Below are 15059 nucleotides of genomic sequence, written 5' to 3' on the forward strand. Positions count from 1 at the left end.
GACGGCGCCTGAGGAACTAGCCAATGATCGGTCTCTCTTCCGGGTAGTGGTACAGCTGACGGCGCTGGCGCAGGGCCAGAGCGGCGGCAAGGGTGACGGTCCCGACGCGCCCGGCGAACATGAGGGCGGCGAGGACGTACACCCCCGACGGCGGCAGTTCGGCACTGAGGTTGGTGCTCAGGCCCACCGTGGCGAAGGCGGAAATGGTTTCAAACAGGACCCGGTCCAGCGACGCGCCGCTGATCTGCAGGAGCAGGAAGGCCGAGACGGAGACGAGCGTGGCGCCGGCAACGATGACCGAGATGGCCACGCGCATGGTCCCCTCGGGGATGGTGCGCCCGTAGATCTTCACGTCGGTGTCGCCGCGGGCCTCGGCCGCGATCGCCAGAAACATCACGGCGATGGTGGTCACCTTGATGCCGCCGGCCGTGGAGGCCGAGCCGCCGCCGGCGAACATGAGGGCATCGGAGAGCAGCATGGTGGTGGAATCCATGTGGTTCTGGTCCACGAGGTTGAAGCCGCCGGAACGCATCATGACGGACGCGAACAGCGAATGCGTGATCTTGTCGCCCGCGTCCATGCCGCCGATGGTCCGCAGGTTGTCCCACTCCATGAGCCCCCAGAGCACGGTGCCGGCCGCCAGCAGGATGAGGGACACCTGGATGGTCAGCTTGGTGTGCAGGTTCCATTTCTTCCACCTCAGCCCGTTCTGCCGAAGCACCATGACCACAGGGAAGCCCAGGCTGCCGAGGAAGACGCCGACCATGAGCGGGATGAGGATCCACAGATCGGTCTCATAGGGGACGATCCCGTCAGAATGGGGCGTGAAACCGGCGTTGTTGAAGGCCGAAATCGCGTAGAACATCCCGTGCCAGACGGCCTCGCCGAAGCTCTCTCCGAGGGCCAGGAACCGCGGCACGAGCGCGAGCGACAGGGCGCCCTCGATCGCGACGGAGGTGACGATGACGATCCGCAGCAGGGTGCCGACCTCGCCGAGCCGGCCGGCGCTGTTCATGGCCTCTTGGGCGATCAGCTTGCCGCGGACACCGAGCTTCTTGCTGACCATGAGCGCCAGCAGGGACGCCAGTGTCAGGGTGCCGAGGCCTCCGACGAAGATGCCGACCAGGATGATGAGCTGGCCGAAGAAGGACCAGTGCACGGCGGTGGACACCACCGTCAGGCCAGTCACGCAGACGGCGGACACCGCGGTGAAGAGAGCCTGGTGCAGGGGGGTGACTTCACCCGTGGCGGAGGCAATCGGCAGGGAGAGCAGGGCCGTGAAGACCACGATCACCACACCGAACGTCGTCAGTGTCAGGCGTGCCGGGGAACTGTTGGCGATGTGGTCGATGAAGTCGCGCAGGCGTGTGAAGATCCACAGGCCGTCCCGCTCCGGCGTGCCGGGGTGCCAGCTGGCCGGGCTCGTGGACCTCGACTGGCTTTGCGTCATGGGGTGGCTTTTCCTCGGTTGAAACTTCTTCCTCCAGTAGTAAACCACTAAACCCCGCGCAATGACGGGGGAGCGCCCACCACGCTCGGGTAGCCTGTGATTGATGACATTCCTGCCCGGGCTCGCTCAGACCTCGCTGCCGACGACGGTGGTGTGGGATCCCGCCATGACCGCCTACAACTTCGGTCACGGGCACCCGATGGCACCCGAACGCATGGAACTCACGGCGCGGCTGGCCGGCAGCCTGGGGCTGCTGGATCTGGAGCACGTCACGGTGTCGGCTCCGGACGTGGCCAGTGACGAGGAACTGTGCGCGGTCCACAGCGCCGAGTTCGTGGCGGCCGTCCGGCGCGTCAGCGAGGATCCCGACACCCCCGACCTGGCCCGGGGGCTGGGCACCGAGGACGACCCCGCCTTTGCGGGCATGCACGAGGCCAGCGCCCGGTTGGCCGGCGGTTCGCTGCTGGCGGCCGCCGCGATCCTGGATGGCACCGCGGTCCGTGCCGTGAACTTCGGCGGGGGCATGCACCACGCCGCCCGCGACCGCGCCAGCGGCTTTTGCATTTACAACGACGCCGCCCTTGCGATCCAGCGGCTGCTCGACGGCGGGGTCCGGCGCGTGGCGTATGTCGACGTCGACGCCCACCACGGCGACGGCACGCAGAGCATCTTCTGGGACGATGCGCGGGTGCTGACCATTTCGCTGCACGAGACCGGGCTGACGCTCTTCCCGGGCACCGGGTTCGCCAACGAGATCGGCGGCCCGGATGCGCAGGGCAGCGCCGTGAACGTGGCGCTCCCGGCCGGCACCGGGGACGCCGGCTGGCTGCGGGCCTTCCACGCCGTCGTGCCCCAGCTCATCGGCGCCTTCGGACCGGAGGTCATTGTCAGCCAGCACGGCTGCGACTCCCACCGGCTGGATCCGCTGACCCACCTCAATATCAGTGTGGACGGGCAGCGCGAGGCCGCCATCGCCGTCGGCAACCTCGCCGCCCGCTATTGCGAGAACCGGTGGATTTCCACGGGCGGCGGCGGCTATAACGTCGTCAGCGTGGTCCCGCGGTCCTGGAGCCACCTAATCGCGATCGCGGCCGGCCGGCCCGTCCCGCCGCGCACCCCTGTCCCGGAAGACTGGCGGAGCTACGTGAAGGACAAGTACGGGGCCAAGTTCGGGGTGGAGCCCCCCGAACTCATGGGGGACGACGTCGACCTGTGGTGGCGGTCCTGGGAAGTGGGCTTCGACCCCAACGACGAGGTGGACCGCACCGTCATGGCCACCCGCAGGGAAGTGTTCCCGCTGTACGGGCTGGACCCCTGGTTCGACTAGCGAGCACCCCGCAGCACTGCGCCCGGCGCCGGGGCAATGCCCGCCCCGTGCAGCGAACAGGGGCCGGAGAATAGGGCCAGCAAATAGTGGATGCCATCCGGCGTATATGTCGCTAGTGTGGAGGACATGGTGACAGACGACGTATTTGCCGTCATTGCTGAGGCAACCCGGCGTGACATTCTGGTGTCCCTTCGCAAGGGGGATAAAGCAGTGGGGGAGCTGGTCCAGGAGCTTGAGGCAAGCCAGCCCACCATTTCCAAACATCTCAAAGTCCTACGGGAAGCGGACCTGGTGAGCATGCGCGCCCAGGGCCAGAAGCGCTACTACGCGCTGAACCCGAAGCCCCTCGCCGGGATCGCCAGCTGGCTGCAGTCGTTCGACGTCGGCCCGGCACCAGCGGAGGCGGCACCCGTACGCGTGGCCGACGCCAGGGTTCAGGCCGCGCCGGACAGCCTTGCCGCAGTGGCCGCGGCCACCCCGCAGCCGGCCACCCCGCAGCCGGCAGCCGCGGCGCTTGCCAGCCGCCCCGCGGGCAGCCCGCTGAGTCCCGCCGTCGTCATCCCCGTGGGAACGGCAGGTGAGGACAAGATGCCGCAGCAGATCGGGCGCACGGTGGGCCGTGCCGCCACTAAGGCCGCCGACCTCCTGGCGAACCTGCCGAAATTCGGCCGTAAGAAGCCGTAGGAAGTAGCCCAACTGACTCGTAGTTGGTGTCGTTTTGAGGCCTCAGAACGACAACAACTACGAGTCACTTCGGAGGGGAAGCCGGCCTCACCGGGGAAGCAGCCGCACGTGGTCCGGGGTCAGCTCGGAGATCCTGCTGACGCCCAGCAGGGCCATGGTGCGGAGCATGTCCGTCTCCAGGATCTGGAGCGCCCGGTCCACGCCGGCCCGCCCGCCGGCCATGAGTCCGTAGAGGTAGGCGCGCCCGATCAGGGTGAAGTCCGCGCCCAGGGCAAGGGCCGCGACGATGTCCGCACCGCTCATGATCCCGGTATCCAGGATGATCGCCGCGTCGGTCTGGTCAGCCTTCAGCGCCGCGGAAACCTCGGGGAGCAGGTGGAAGGGGATGGGGGCGCGGTCCAGCTGGCGCCCGCCGTGGTTGGAGAGGACCACGCCGTCCGCGCCGTGGTCCACGACCTTGCGGGCGTCGTCGACGGTCTGGATGCCCTTGACCACCAGCTTGCCTTTCCAGGTTGCCCGCAGCCAGTCGAGGTCGTCGAACGTCAGCGTCGGATCAAACATGGAGTTGATGAGGTCCGCGACCGTGCCCGTGTAGCGGGAGAGCGAGGCGAAGGTCAGGGGCTCATGCGTGAGGAAGTTGAACCACCAGGCCGGGCGGTAGGACGCATCCAGCACGGTCTTGATAGTCAGCGCGGGCGGGATGGTCATGCCGTTGCGGACATCGCGGAGGCGGGCCCCGGCGACGGCGGTGTCCACCGTTACCATGAGGGTGTCGTTGCCTGCCTTGGCGGCGCGCTCGATGAGTTCCAGCGAGCGGTCGCGGTCCGTCCACAGGTACAGCTGGAACCAGTTCCGGCCCCCGGGCGCGGCGGCGGCCACGTCCTCGATGGACGCCGTGCCCATGGTGGAGAGTGTGTACGGGACGCCGGCGGCCTCGGCGGCCCGGGAGCCCGCGTACTCGCCTTCGGACTGCATCATGCGGGTGAAGCCCGTGGGTGCGATCCCCACCGGCAGCCTGGACGGCTTGCCCAGGATGTCGGTGCTGAGGTCGACGCTGGAGACATCGCGCAGGACTCCGGGCCGGAACTCGATGTCCAGGAACGCCTGGCGGGCCCGGTGCAGCGTGATTTCGGCCTCGGCGGCGCCGTCAGTGTAGTCGAACGGCGCTTGGGGCGTGCGGCGCTTGGCCATGTCGCGGAGGTCCCAGATGGTGCTGGCACGGCGGAGCCTGGCGGCCTTGCTGAACTCCGGCTTCTTGAACTGCATCAGCGGGGCGAGGTCCGAGTACTTGGGCATGCGCCGCCTCAGCGCGGCGGGAACAGCGCGGGCAGCGGATGGCGCGCCGGCAGTCGCCTCCGTCGCGGAAGTAACGTCGGAATTGCTGGGCTGGACGATGCGGGTCAAGGTGGCCTCCGGAACGGATCAGGCGGATGATTTGCGGCAGACTTGTCGTCTGTGGTCTAACCACACTGTAGGGTATGTGGTCCGACCACATCAAGTATCATTGGGGCATGCGTACGCACCAGCTTGTCCTGCAGTGGATCGAGAACCAGCTCTCCAGCGGCCGGCTCGCGCTGGGCGGACGACTCCCTTCGGAGCGGACGCTGGCCGAACAGCTGCAGGTGTCGCGCACCTCCGTCCGTGAAGCCATCCGGATACTGGAGGCCCTGGGGGTTGTCCGCGCCGGCGTGGGTTCCGGCCCGGACGCCGGCACGCTGGTGATAGCGGACCCGACGTCCGCCCTCGGCTCGGCGCTGCGCTTCCATGTGGCCACCTCGCATCTGCCCGTGGCGGACATTGTGCAGACTCGTGTGCTCCTCGAATCCTGGGCCGTGGCCCGGGCGCAGCCCGGTTCGCCTGCACTCGTCGAGGCTGCCCGGCTCCTGGACCAGATGGACACCGCCCCGGGTGCAGACGAGTTCCTGGCGCTCGACGTCCGTTTTCACCTGGCTCTGGCCGAGGCGGCGGGCAATGCCGTCGTCAGCGCCATGATGGGCTCCCTGCGCGAAGCCATCCAGAATTACGCCGGCCAACTCACGGCCAAGCTGCCGGACTGGGAAGCTACCGAAGCCAGCCTCCGCGCCGAGCACCGGGACATCCTGGCCGCCATCAACAACCACGACGGCGCCCGCGCGGCCGAGCTCGTGGCCCGCCACATAGAGGGCTACTACGCGCAGGCCGGGCCGGGCTCCGGCGCGTGATCTGCGTCGACATGACACTTCACACCAGTGTTCTCCGGGCAGAATCATACGGTCGTTGCAACATCTGAATTCTTGGAGGTTGCAATGCCGGGTGGTTACCGGGCTTCTGATGCCCTGAAGGACGAGTTCTTTTCCCTGCTGCGGCAGGGGGTGTCGGTCAAGGAGGCGTCTGCCCGGATCGGCATGTGGCGCGGCACTACCCTGCGGTGGCTGGGTAAGACTGGTCGCATGCAGATGCGGATGGGTGTTGAGGGCGGCGTCGTAGGCGGGCCTGTGCCCCGGGGCCGGCCTGGGTCGAACAGGCTTGGTCTGATTGACCGGGCGGTGATCATGACGCGGCTGCGGGGCGGGGCGACAGCCGCGGCGATTGCGCGGGATATCGGCCGGGACAGGTCCGTCGTGTGGCGGGAAATCCGACGCAACCGGGGCGCTGACGGGGAATAGCAGGCCGACGTGGCCCAGATCCGCACCCATCAGCGGGGCCGGCGCCCCAAAGCGTTCCAGCTGCAGAGCCCCCGGCTGACCGTGCAGTTCCAGGTCATTGGGAGGTCTGATCATCGGCAAGGACGGCCGCAGCGCCATCGGCACCCTGGTCGAACGCACCACCCGGTACACCGTCCTGCTCCACCTGCCAGGGCAGCACACCGCCCAGGCCGTGGCCGATGCCATGATCGAGCAGATGCGCCGGCTCCCGGGACGGCTGGTCAAGACCGTGACCTGGGACCGCGGCACCGAAATGGTCCAGTATCCGCGTGTCAGCATGGCCCTGGACGCGGGTGTCTATTTCTGCGATCCGCATTCACCCTGGCAGCGCGGCACGAATGAAAACACCAACCGGCTGCTGCGGCACTGGTTCGAAAAAGGCACAGACCTCTCCGGATTCACCGCCGGGGACCTGGACGTCATCGCCGACAAACTCAACAACCGGCCCCGCCCCACCCTGAACCTGGACACCCCGAAACAACGCATGCGCCAACTCATCGCCACCGCGCCTGACACCCATCGTTGCAACGACTGATTGACTTTGAGGCCGAAACTTGGGCGCGAACTGTCATGTCGGCTAAACGCCCTCGCCACCGGCAGGCGGCAAGGCGCCGCGAGTAGTTGTGTTACGCGGACTGGCCGGCCGTGGTTTGCCGCCGCCGCAGCCCCGGGACTATGCTCAACGCTATGACTAACCGTTGGTATGCGTATTTTTCGTTGGCTCTGGAGGGGCCCGCGTCTAACTGACACGCATCCAACTTTCCTTCAGAGCCAACAGGGCAGAGATCATTCTCTGCCCTTCGCCATTTCTCCGGCGGGTTCTGAACAGGGCCCGCTCCGCATCCGGAACAGGACCCGAACATTGAGCATCGAAGCAGCCCCCGCAACCCAGCAGTCCACCTCGAATTTGCGCGTCAGCGAGTTCACTCCGCTGCCCACACCCCAGGACATGATGGCGGAACTCCCGCTGGACCCCCGCATGGCCGAGGTCGTCGCGCGCGGCCGGGACGAGGTCCGGGCGATCATGGACGGCGTCGACGACCGGCTTCTCGTGATCGTGGGCCCCTGCTCCATCCATGACCCCAAAGCCGGCCTGGAATACGCCCGCCGGCTGGTCAGCCAGGCCGAGAAGCACCGCGAAGACCTGCTGATCGTCATGCGGACGTACTTCGAGAAGCCGCGCACGACGGTGGGCTGGAAGGGCCTCATCAACGACCCCCGGCTCGACGGCAGCCACGACATCGCCGCGGGCCTGCGCGCCGCACGCCGGTTCCTGCGGCAGGTCACTGCGCTCGGCCTGCCCGCCGCCACCGAGTTCCTCGAACCCATCAGCCCCCAGTACATGGCCGACCTCGTCTCCTGGGGCGCCATCGGGGCCCGCACCACCGAAAGCCAGATCCACCGCCAGCTGGCGTCCGGGCTCTCCATGCCGATCGGCTTCAAGAACGGGACCGACGGCGACCTTCAGGTGGCGCTCGACGCGTGCAGCGCCGCCGCGGCGGCCCAGGCGTTCCTGGGGATCGACGGCGAGGGCAGGGCGGCGCTCGTGGCCACCGCCGGCAACCCGGACACCCACGTCATCCTCCGCGGGGGACGCAAGGGTCCCAACTACTCCGCAGCCGACGTCGAGGCTACCGCGGCGAAGCTGGCCGCGAGGCAGCTGAACCCGAGGCTGATCGTGGACGCCAGCCACGCCAACAGCGGCAAGGACCACCACCGCCAGGCCGAAGTCGCCCTCGAAATCGGCTCCCAGCTGGAGAACGCCGGGTCCTCGGCCGGGGCCATTGCCGGCGTCATGCTGGAGAGCTTCCTGGTGGGCGGGGCTCAGAACCTGGACGTCGCCGATCACGCCGCCGGCCTGGATGAACTCGCGTACGGCCAGAGCGTCACGGATGCCTGCATGGACTGGGACGTGACGGCGTCGGTGCTCGGCCAGTTGGCGGCCTCGGCCCGCACCCGCCGGACCCGCGGCTGAGGCTGTGGCGGTAGCGGCGGCGTGGCCGGACAATTTCTGGATTCCTGCGGAAAGTGCGTAGGGATTCCTGAGGAAGTCTTTCACATTGGCACCACGAGCCACTAGAGTTACTACCACATGGTTGTTGGATGGCTCAGCATCGGCACACCGCCATGTCACCAGATGGGGTTGCCGTTCGCTTGAGCAAAGGAATAAAAGGAAATGTCTACGGAGGCCAACTTCTCCAAGGCCCGCTTCTTGACCGTGGCTGAAGTCGCGGAACTCATGCGGGTGTCAAAGATGACCGTGTACCGTCTAGTGCATTCCGGAGAGATGCCGGCCGTCCGTTTCGGCCGCTCCTACCGGGTGCCGGAAAACGCCGTCGAACAGTATGTCAAGGGTGCTGTCGTCGACGGGCATACGGAGACAGGCTGAGTCTTCCGCGGCGTCGACTGCGGACCGAATCAGCGGCTGCGGGCAATCGATAGGGCCTGCGGTCATGGGGCGCCCCGGATAAGCGGTACCCTGTTAAGGAACGTTTTACGTCATTGTAAGAACCTGTCAGTTGTTCAGTCTGTTGCTCAATCCGCGGACGACTTCCAGCAGACAGGTACTGCATCTAGTTTGTGAGGGACTTTCGTGGGTTCAGTTATTAAGAAGCGTCGCAAGCGTATGGCCAAGAAGAAGCACCGCAAGTTGCTTCGTAAGACGCGCCACCAGCGCCGCAATAAGAAGTAGCAATACTTCGCACTGCGTGAATGCCCGTTGCCTTCCCGGCGGCGGGCATTTCTTTGTCTTTTTCGGCCCGGATCCGCGTGCGCACGGCGCAGCGCAGGACCGATTCCGCCGCGGAACGCGGGGAGTTCCTACCGCGTGGGTCCGCGGAAGCGGGAGAACCCGCGCCAGAGGCCGTAGATGGCCCCTCCCACCGTGGCGGCCTTGAGCCCCAGGGTGGCGGCGCGCCGTCCGGACCTGAAATCGTAGACCGGCCAGTTGTTTTCGCGCGCATGGCGGCGCAGCTTGGAGTCCGGGTTGATGGCCACCGGATGCCCCACCATGCTCAACAACGGGATGTCGTTGTGCGAATCGCTGTAGGCCCAGCACCGGTTGAGGTCCAGCCCCTCGGCCTCGGCAATCCCGCGGACGGCCACCGCCTTGGCCGGGCCGTGCAGGATCTCGCCAACCAGCCGGCCGGTGTAGGACCCGTCCAGGATCTCGCCCACGGTGCCGAGCGCTCCGGTGAGGCCCAGCCGCGTCGCAATCACGGTGGCCACCTCGATCGGGGTCGCCGTCACGAGCCAGACCCTGCGTCCCACCCGGAGGTGCTGCTCGGCCAGGGCCTTGGCCCCCGGCCAGATCCGGGATTCAATCATTTCGTCGTAGACCTCTTCGCCCAGGGCCTCGATGTCCGCAACCGTGATTCCGGAGGCCAGGGTCAGGGCGGAGTCGCGGACGGCGTGGACGTCATCCATGTTTTCGCCGCGGAGTACGAACATGAGCTGCTTCCAGGCGAAACCGGCGGCCTCGCGAATGGTGAACGCCCCGCGCTGGTGCATCTTGCGGGCCACATGGAACAGGCTGGCGCCCTTCATGAGGGTGTTGTCGACGTCGAAAAAGGCGGCTTCGCCGTGCTGCGATGACGCAACAGGCTGTCCGGCCACAGCGACATACTTCTCCTCGGGCATGCCACGAGTCTAGTCAATGACCGGCGCGGCCCCGTCGCCAGGCCGTGGACGCCGCCGCGGCCTTCCCTGCGGCCGCGGCGCGGGGGCAACACGCGTCGACGCCGGACCTGCCGCCGGGCTACCGTGTAACCATGGCCAAGCCCGTGCCCCTCCCCGATGTCGTTCTGATCACCAAAGCTGACTGTCACCTCTGCGCCGCCGCGCGCGCCGCCGTCGGCCGTGTCACGGCGGCTCTGGGGATTGACTGGACGGAACAGTCCGTGGACGACGACGCCGCGTTGCGCGAACGCTTCGCGGAGGAGATCCCCGTGGTGCTGGTGAACGGCGTCCAGCGGGACTTCTGGAAAATCGACGAAGTCCGCCTGGCGCGGACCTTGCGGCGGGCACTGGACCAGCAGCCCTGACGGCTGGCTGCTTTGTTGCGTGAAGGGCGGTGGCTCTAGAGTGGGAAGCACAACGCGACGCAATGGAGCAGATAGTGACTTCGCTGGATTCATCTCCCGAGGCTGTGCCCGGGGGAGCCGGGGCTGCCGCCAAGCAGATTCCGCCCGCGGCCGTGGCCCGGCTGACGATCTATCTGCGCGCCCTCACCACGTTGCTGGCCGAAGGCGTGGACCGGGTCTCCTCCGAATCACTGGCAGAGGCGTCGGGGGTCAGTTCCTCGACGCTCCGCAAGGACCTCTCCTATGTTGGCTCCTATGGAACGCGCGGAGTGGGCTACGAGGTGCAGTACCTCAACAGGAATATCGCCGCCGCCTTGGGCCTGACGCACGACTGGAAGGTCGCGATTGTCGGCGCGGGCAACCTTGGCAAGGCCCTGGCCCGCTACGGCGGGTTCGAATCCCGTGGTTTTGACATCGTGGCGATTTTCGACGCCGACCAGATGGTAGTGGGCAGCGAAGTGGGCTGGTTGCGGGTCAGCGACGCCGCCGACCTCGAGCCCGTCCTGCAGCGGACCGGCGCCAACATGGTGGTCCTTGCCTTGCCCGCCGCGGTGGCACAGAGCGTCTGCGACCGGGTGATTGCCGCCGGCGTGCGGAGCATCCTCAGTTTCGCCCCGGTGATGCTGCAGGTACCGCCGGGGGTCAACCTCCGCAAGGTGGACATGGCAACCGAACTGCAGATCCTGGCGTACCACGCACAAAGGGCGCAGGACCCGGAGGATGCTGACTAGTTCCGGTCAGCCCGTCCGGCTCCCACGCCCTGCATGCAGATTCCCGGGGGTCTAGCTCCTGAAGGGGTTCCCCGGCCGCCCGTACGGATTGGCGAAAGGCTGCCGCTTCTGGAAGTAGGGCGACGTCGCCGGCAGGTACAGCATCACGATTGCGGCGATGCCGGCCAGGGCGGCGATGCTTCCGAGGCTCGGCGGGAAGATGCCGAGGATTGACAGTGCGGCGAAGACGGTGCCCAGGATGCGGGCCCAGTTCTTGCCCTTGCGGACGTTGAACGCGACGAGGGCGTAGAGCACGGCGCCGATCACGGCGAACACCACAATGGTCCCTACAAGGAAGCCCTTGATGGAATTGAAGTCAACTTTGGTGCCGCTCGCGGCCATCTGCTCTTCGAACATGTTCCGGACGGCGGGAGTGTCCAGGGTGCCGAGGGACAGCAGCAGGGAGAGCACCCACACGAGGCCTGAGCCGACGATCAGCCAGAACGCAATGTTGACGAGCCTGGGCATGCCGCCCGGCCCCTGGGGCTGTTCGGAGGGGTACTGGGCGTAGGGGGACTGCCCGAATTCGGGTTTCCCGTACGTGGGAGCCTGCTGGCCATACTGCGGAAGCTGCGGGGCGTTCTGCCCGTACTGCGGAGGCTGCGGAGCGTTCTGGCCGTACTGCGGTGCGGAGGGGGCCTGCCCGTACTGCGGTGACTGGGGCGCCTGCTGCCCGTACTGCGGGGCGGACGGGGGCAGCTGACCGTTTTGCGGTGCGTCCTGGCCATGGCCCGGCGTCGGCTGCTCGCCCGGCTCGGGGCCGTCCGGAGGTGAAGGCTGGACTGGAGGGTTGCTCATGAAGCGGTCCTTTGCGTGTCGATCTCTGAATCGGCTACCGGGACCAGCGATCCTGCCCTGCCCCAGCATGGTTCAGATCCACCGTACCGCGGGCGGTCCGCCGTGCGGATCATTCCGGTGAGGTATTCTCAGCCCTTTCGCCGGACGCCGCGCGGCCGCGGCGGGACGCGCTCCCTGCTGCGGCCTCACGGCGGAATGCCGGCGCCGGGGCAGGCTAGGTGCGGCCCCGGTGGCCTGCAAACCACGCCTGCGAGTTGGGCAGCCACATGAGCACGGTCGCCGCAAGGCTGATGACGAAACTCGGCAGGTTTCCGCCACCCCTGCCCTCGGCAGCGCTCGCGCCGATGATCGCCAGAACCAGGGAGATGCCGGCCACGATCGTGAGGGCGAAGCGGGCCCACTCCCGGCCTTCCTTCATCTTCATGGCCAGGATGATCTGGGCGGCCGCCAGGACGAGTGCCACCAGTACGAGCAGCAGGACCACGAGGCCCAGGGCCGGCGCGAAAGCGAAGAGGACAAAAGATCCGAAGAGGCCGATGATTCCGCCGAGAAGGCCCAGGAGGCCGCCGATGAGCCAGATCCAATAGGAAACCTTCAGCTCGGTCGGCATCGCGGTGACGCTGAACATGCCCGAGAAACCGCCCTGGGGCATTGCATCACTGAAGTTCCTGGGGCGGTCCGTCGGCATTTCGAAGCGGATCCCACCGGCCGGGGCCGGCTGGCCCTGCGGGCCCGGGGCTTGATAGCCCCGCGGGCCCGGTGGCTGGTAGCCCTGCGGGCCCGGCGGTTGGTAGCCCTGCGGCGGTGGCTGGTACCCCTGCGGACCCGGAGCCTGATAGCCGGGCGGTGGCGCCTGATACCCCGGGGGGACCTGCGGGTTTACCTGGGGCGGCTCGGAACCGGCGGGCGGAACATTGCTGGCCGGCGGGGACTCGGCACCCGGCTGCTGCTGCGGCGGTACATCATTGGGGTTGCTCATGGCTCTCACTGTAGACCGCGATTCCCCCGTTATCTAGGGAATTTGCGGCCTGTCGCGGGGCTGGCCGGGCGCCGTCACCGCGGGTTTGGATCCTCCCGCGGAAACCTGCACGGGAAAAAGACAGCACCCCGCTTCATCACACGGATGAAGCGGGGTGCTGAGGACGGCTGCCGGGCATCGACCGGGCGGGTCCAAGGCCTAACGGCCTGGGCTAAGGCCTAGCGGCCAAGCTACTGACTACGCTGCGGGAGCGATAAAGGCCAGTTCCAGGTTGATGACAACCTTGTCGCTGACGAGGACGCCGCCGGCTTCGAGAACTGCGTTCCAGGTCAGGCCGAAGTCCTTGCGGCTGATGGTGGTTGCAGCCGTGAGGCCGGCGCGGGTGTTGCCGAACGGATCGACGGCCACCCCGTTGAACTCGGTTTCGAGGGCCACCGGGCGGGTAACGCCCTTGATGGTGAGGTCGCCTTGGAGTTCGTAGCCGTCGCCCTTGGGAACGATGGTGCTGGAAACGAAGGCGATTTCCGGGAACTTCTCGACGTCGAAGAAGTCTTCGCCGCGGACGTGGCCGTCGCGGTTGACGTCGCCGGAGTCGAAGCTGGCGGTCTTGATGCTGGCGTTGACCTTGGAATCGGCGACGTTCTCGGCCAGGGCCAGGGTGGCGTCGGCGTCCTTGAACTGACCGCGGACCTTGCTGATGCCTGCGTGGCGGACGGTGAAGGCGATCTCGCTGTGCGAGTTGTCGAGCGTCCAGATACCGGTGGTGACGTTGGCGGGAAGTGCCATGGTGGTTCTCCTTGTGTCGGGTGGGTCGTGCGGATGTTCGTCTGATCGTTAGTTGAAGCATCATTGGTTGAACTCTCAACTAACCGCTTCACCCAGTATAAACATGCATTTGCATCTTTTATTCCACCCGGGCGGAACTTTTCTCAATACTTTTCAGTTCTACCACTTGTAGAAGATTTCGAATCGACCGACATCTTTGAGAAACTGGTAGACATGCCCCAAGCCACTGTTCATTTGCTCCGCCACGGCGAGGTCCACAATCCCGATCGCGTCCTGTACGGCAGGCTGCCGGAATTCCACCTCTCCGAGCTCGGCCAGCAGATGGCCCGGGTGCTCGCGGACCACTTCAGCGAGCGCGCCGCACAAGGGGCGAAGATCGTCCACCTCGCCGCCTCCCCGCTGACCCGTGCACAGGAGACCGCCCTTCCGATCTCCCAGGCCCTCAACCTCGAGATCGTCACCGAGGCCCGGATCATCGAGGCCGAAAATTACTTCGAGGGGCTTCACGTCTCCCCGGCGGAACTCCTCAGGCCGAAGCACTGGCCCATGCTCCGCAACCCGCTCCGTCCCTCCTGGGGCGAGCCGTACAAGGATCAGGCTGCCCGGGTGATCGCCGCGGTCCAGGATGCACGCCTGCGGGCCATCGAACTGGGCGGCGACGGCGCCGAAGCCATCCTCGTCAGCCATCAGCTTCCCATCTGGGCCACCCGGCTCAGCGCCGAAGGCAAGCCGCTGTGGCACGATCCGCGGAAACGCGAATGCACGCTCACCTCCCTCACTTCCTTGGTATTCGACGACGCCGGCACCCTCGTGCGGGTCGACTACAGCGAGCCTGCTGCCGCACTCCTGCCCGGTGCCGCCAGCACGCCGGGGGCTTGAGCATGACAGGCAGCAATCCAGGAGCAACGCCGTCCCGCCGCAGCGTCCTGACGGCCGGCGGCGCGGCCCTGGCCCTAGTGCTGGGGCTGTCCGCCTGTGCCCAGGAGGATGCGCTCGCAAAGCAGGCCAGGGCCGGGGACAACAAGAACTACGTGGCCGGGGACGGATCGGTGACGGAGTTCGCCGTCGCGGACCGCAAGACCCCGGTCGCCATCAAGGGGACCCTGTTTGACGGCACCGCCGTAACGGCCGCGGACTTCCAGGGTAAAGTCACCGTGCTCAACTTCTGGTTCGCCGGCTGCGCGCCCTGCCGGGTGGAGGCGCCCTCGCTGGAGGCCCTGCACCAGGAATTCAAGAGCCAGGGTGTGCAGTTCCTCGGCGTGAACCTCCGCGACGAGAAAGCCACCGCCGACGCGTTCGACAAGACGTTCAACCTGACGTACCCGAGCTTCAACGACAAGGACGGCGCGGTGCTGCTGGCCGTCTCCGGCCTGGTGCCGCCGGGCGCCGTCCCCACCACGCTGGTGCTGGACAAGCAGGGCCGCGTCGCCTCCCGCGTCCTCGGTGAAATCCAGAAGGGCACCCTCAAGTCCCTCATCGCCGCCGCCGTGGCCGAGTAG

At 67.0% G+C, this 15059-nt stretch carries 16 protein-coding genes and 1 pseudogene; 11 read left to right on the top strand and 6 right to left on the bottom strand.

The features are described 5' to 3' along the window. Positions 1-16: 16 nt before the first annotated feature. Positions 17-1450, bottom strand: a complete 1434-nt coding sequence (locus tag ACQCSY_RS13050) for a TrkH family potassium uptake protein (RefSeq protein WP_427129372.1) — start codon at positions 1448-1450, stop codon at positions 17-19. A 103-nt stretch (positions 1451-1553) separates the two neighbouring features. Here ACQCSY_RS13050 and ACQCSY_RS13055 point away from each other — a divergent pair, with 103 nt between their 5' ends. After that, positions 1554-2777, top strand: a complete 1224-nt coding sequence (locus ACQCSY_RS13055; protein WP_427129373.1) for an acetoin utilization protein AcuC — start codon at positions 1554-1556, stop codon at positions 2775-2777. A 126-nt stretch (positions 2778-2903) separates the two neighbouring features. Beyond that, positions 2904-3461 carry an ArsR/SmtB family transcription factor gene (locus ACQCSY_RS13060; protein ID WP_427129375.1) on the top strand — a complete coding sequence of 186 codons (558 nt, stop codon included), beginning with the start codon at positions 2904-2906 and terminating at the stop codon, positions 3459-3461. 87 nt (positions 3462-3548) lie between these two features. Here the strand turns inward: ACQCSY_RS13060 and ACQCSY_RS13065 are convergent, their stop codons facing one another. Beyond that, positions 3549-4865 (bottom strand): alpha-hydroxy acid oxidase, encoded by a 1317-nt coding sequence (locus tag ACQCSY_RS13065; protein ID WP_427129377.1) that lies wholly within the window; start codon positions 4863-4865, stop codon positions 3549-3551. Positions 4866-4972: 107 nt separating this feature from the next. Here ACQCSY_RS13065 and ACQCSY_RS13070 point away from each other — a divergent pair, with 107 nt between their 5' ends. The 5 genes and pseudogenes from ACQCSY_RS13070 (at position 4973) to ACQCSY_RS13090 (ending at position 8837) form a co-directional block, all read left to right on the top strand. After that, positions 4973-5662, top strand: a complete 690-nt coding sequence (locus ACQCSY_RS13070) for a FadR/GntR family transcriptional regulator (RefSeq protein ID WP_427129378.1) — start codon at positions 4973-4975, stop codon at positions 5660-5662. An 84-nt stretch (positions 5663-5746) separates the two neighbouring features. Beyond that, a pseudogene (locus ACQCSY_RS13075) lies at positions 5747-6680 on the top strand (IS30 family transposase). A gap of 327 nt (positions 6681-7007) precedes the next feature. Next, positions 7008-8120, top strand: a complete 1113-nt coding sequence (locus ACQCSY_RS13080; RefSeq protein WP_427129380.1) for a 3-deoxy-7-phosphoheptulonate synthase — start codon at positions 7008-7010, stop codon at positions 8118-8120. A 201-nt stretch (positions 8121-8321) separates the two neighbouring features. Beyond that, positions 8322-8534 carry a helix-turn-helix domain-containing protein gene (locus tag ACQCSY_RS13085; protein ID WP_427129382.1) on the top strand — a complete coding sequence of 71 codons (213 nt, stop codon included), beginning with the start codon at positions 8322-8324 and terminating at the stop codon, positions 8532-8534. 204 nt (positions 8535-8738) lie between these two features. After that, a complete protein-coding gene (locus ACQCSY_RS13090; RefSeq protein ID WP_003792170.1) occupies positions 8739-8837 on the top strand; it encodes a 30S ribosomal protein bS22 in 99 nt (32 codons plus the stop codon). 128 nt (positions 8838-8965) lie between these two features. Here the strand turns inward: ACQCSY_RS13090 and ACQCSY_RS13095 are convergent, their stop codons facing one another. Continuing rightward, the gene (locus ACQCSY_RS13095; RefSeq protein ID WP_427129384.1) at positions 8966-9784 is read right to left on the bottom strand and encodes an HAD family hydrolase; all 819 of its coding nucleotides are present in this window, start codon (positions 9782-9784) and stop codon (positions 8966-8968) included. 143 nt (positions 9785-9927) lie between these two features. Here ACQCSY_RS13095 and ACQCSY_RS13100 point away from each other — a divergent pair, with 143 nt between their 5' ends. Next, positions 9928-10188 (top strand): glutaredoxin family protein, encoded by a 261-nt coding sequence (locus ACQCSY_RS13100; protein ID WP_427135819.1) that lies wholly within the window; start codon positions 9928-9930, stop codon positions 10186-10188. A 74-nt stretch (positions 10189-10262) separates the two neighbouring features. Then, the gene (locus ACQCSY_RS13105) at positions 10263-10958 is read left to right on the top strand and encodes a redox-sensing transcriptional repressor Rex (RefSeq protein ID WP_427129386.1); all 696 of its coding nucleotides are present in this window, start codon (positions 10263-10265) and stop codon (positions 10956-10958) included. Between the two features lie 51 nt (positions 10959-11009). Here the strand turns inward: ACQCSY_RS13105 and ACQCSY_RS13110 are convergent, their stop codons facing one another. The 3 genes from ACQCSY_RS13110 to ACQCSY_RS13120 form a co-directional block, all read right to left on the bottom strand. Beyond that, positions 11010-11795, bottom strand: a complete 786-nt coding sequence (locus ACQCSY_RS13110) for a hypothetical protein (protein WP_427129388.1) — start codon at positions 11793-11795, stop codon at positions 11010-11012. Positions 11796-12009: 214 nt separating this feature from the next. Beyond that, complete coding sequence (locus ACQCSY_RS13115; RefSeq protein WP_427129390.1) at positions 12010-12774, bottom strand: hypothetical protein; 765 nt, start codon at positions 12772-12774, stop codon at positions 12010-12012. Between the two features lie 237 nt (positions 12775-13011). After that, a complete protein-coding gene (locus tag ACQCSY_RS13120) occupies positions 13012-13560 on the bottom strand; it encodes a YceI family protein (protein WP_427129392.1) in 549 nt (182 codons plus the stop codon). Positions 13561-13773: 213 nt separating this feature from the next. On the opposite strand from ACQCSY_RS13120, the gene ACQCSY_RS13125 reads away from it, so the two are divergent. Beyond that, complete coding sequence (locus ACQCSY_RS13125) at positions 13774-14439, top strand: histidine phosphatase family protein (RefSeq protein WP_427129393.1); 666 nt, start codon at positions 13774-13776, stop codon at positions 14437-14439. Positions 14440-14441: 2 nt separating this feature from the next. Continuing rightward, positions 14442-15059 (top strand): TlpA family protein disulfide reductase, encoded by a 618-nt coding sequence (locus ACQCSY_RS13130; RefSeq protein ID WP_427129395.1) that lies wholly within the window; start codon positions 14442-14444, stop codon positions 15057-15059.

It is taken from the genome of Pseudarthrobacter sp. S9, assembly GCF_050156545.1.
GTDB lineage: Bacteria > Actinomycetota > Actinomycetes > Actinomycetales > Micrococcaceae > Arthrobacter.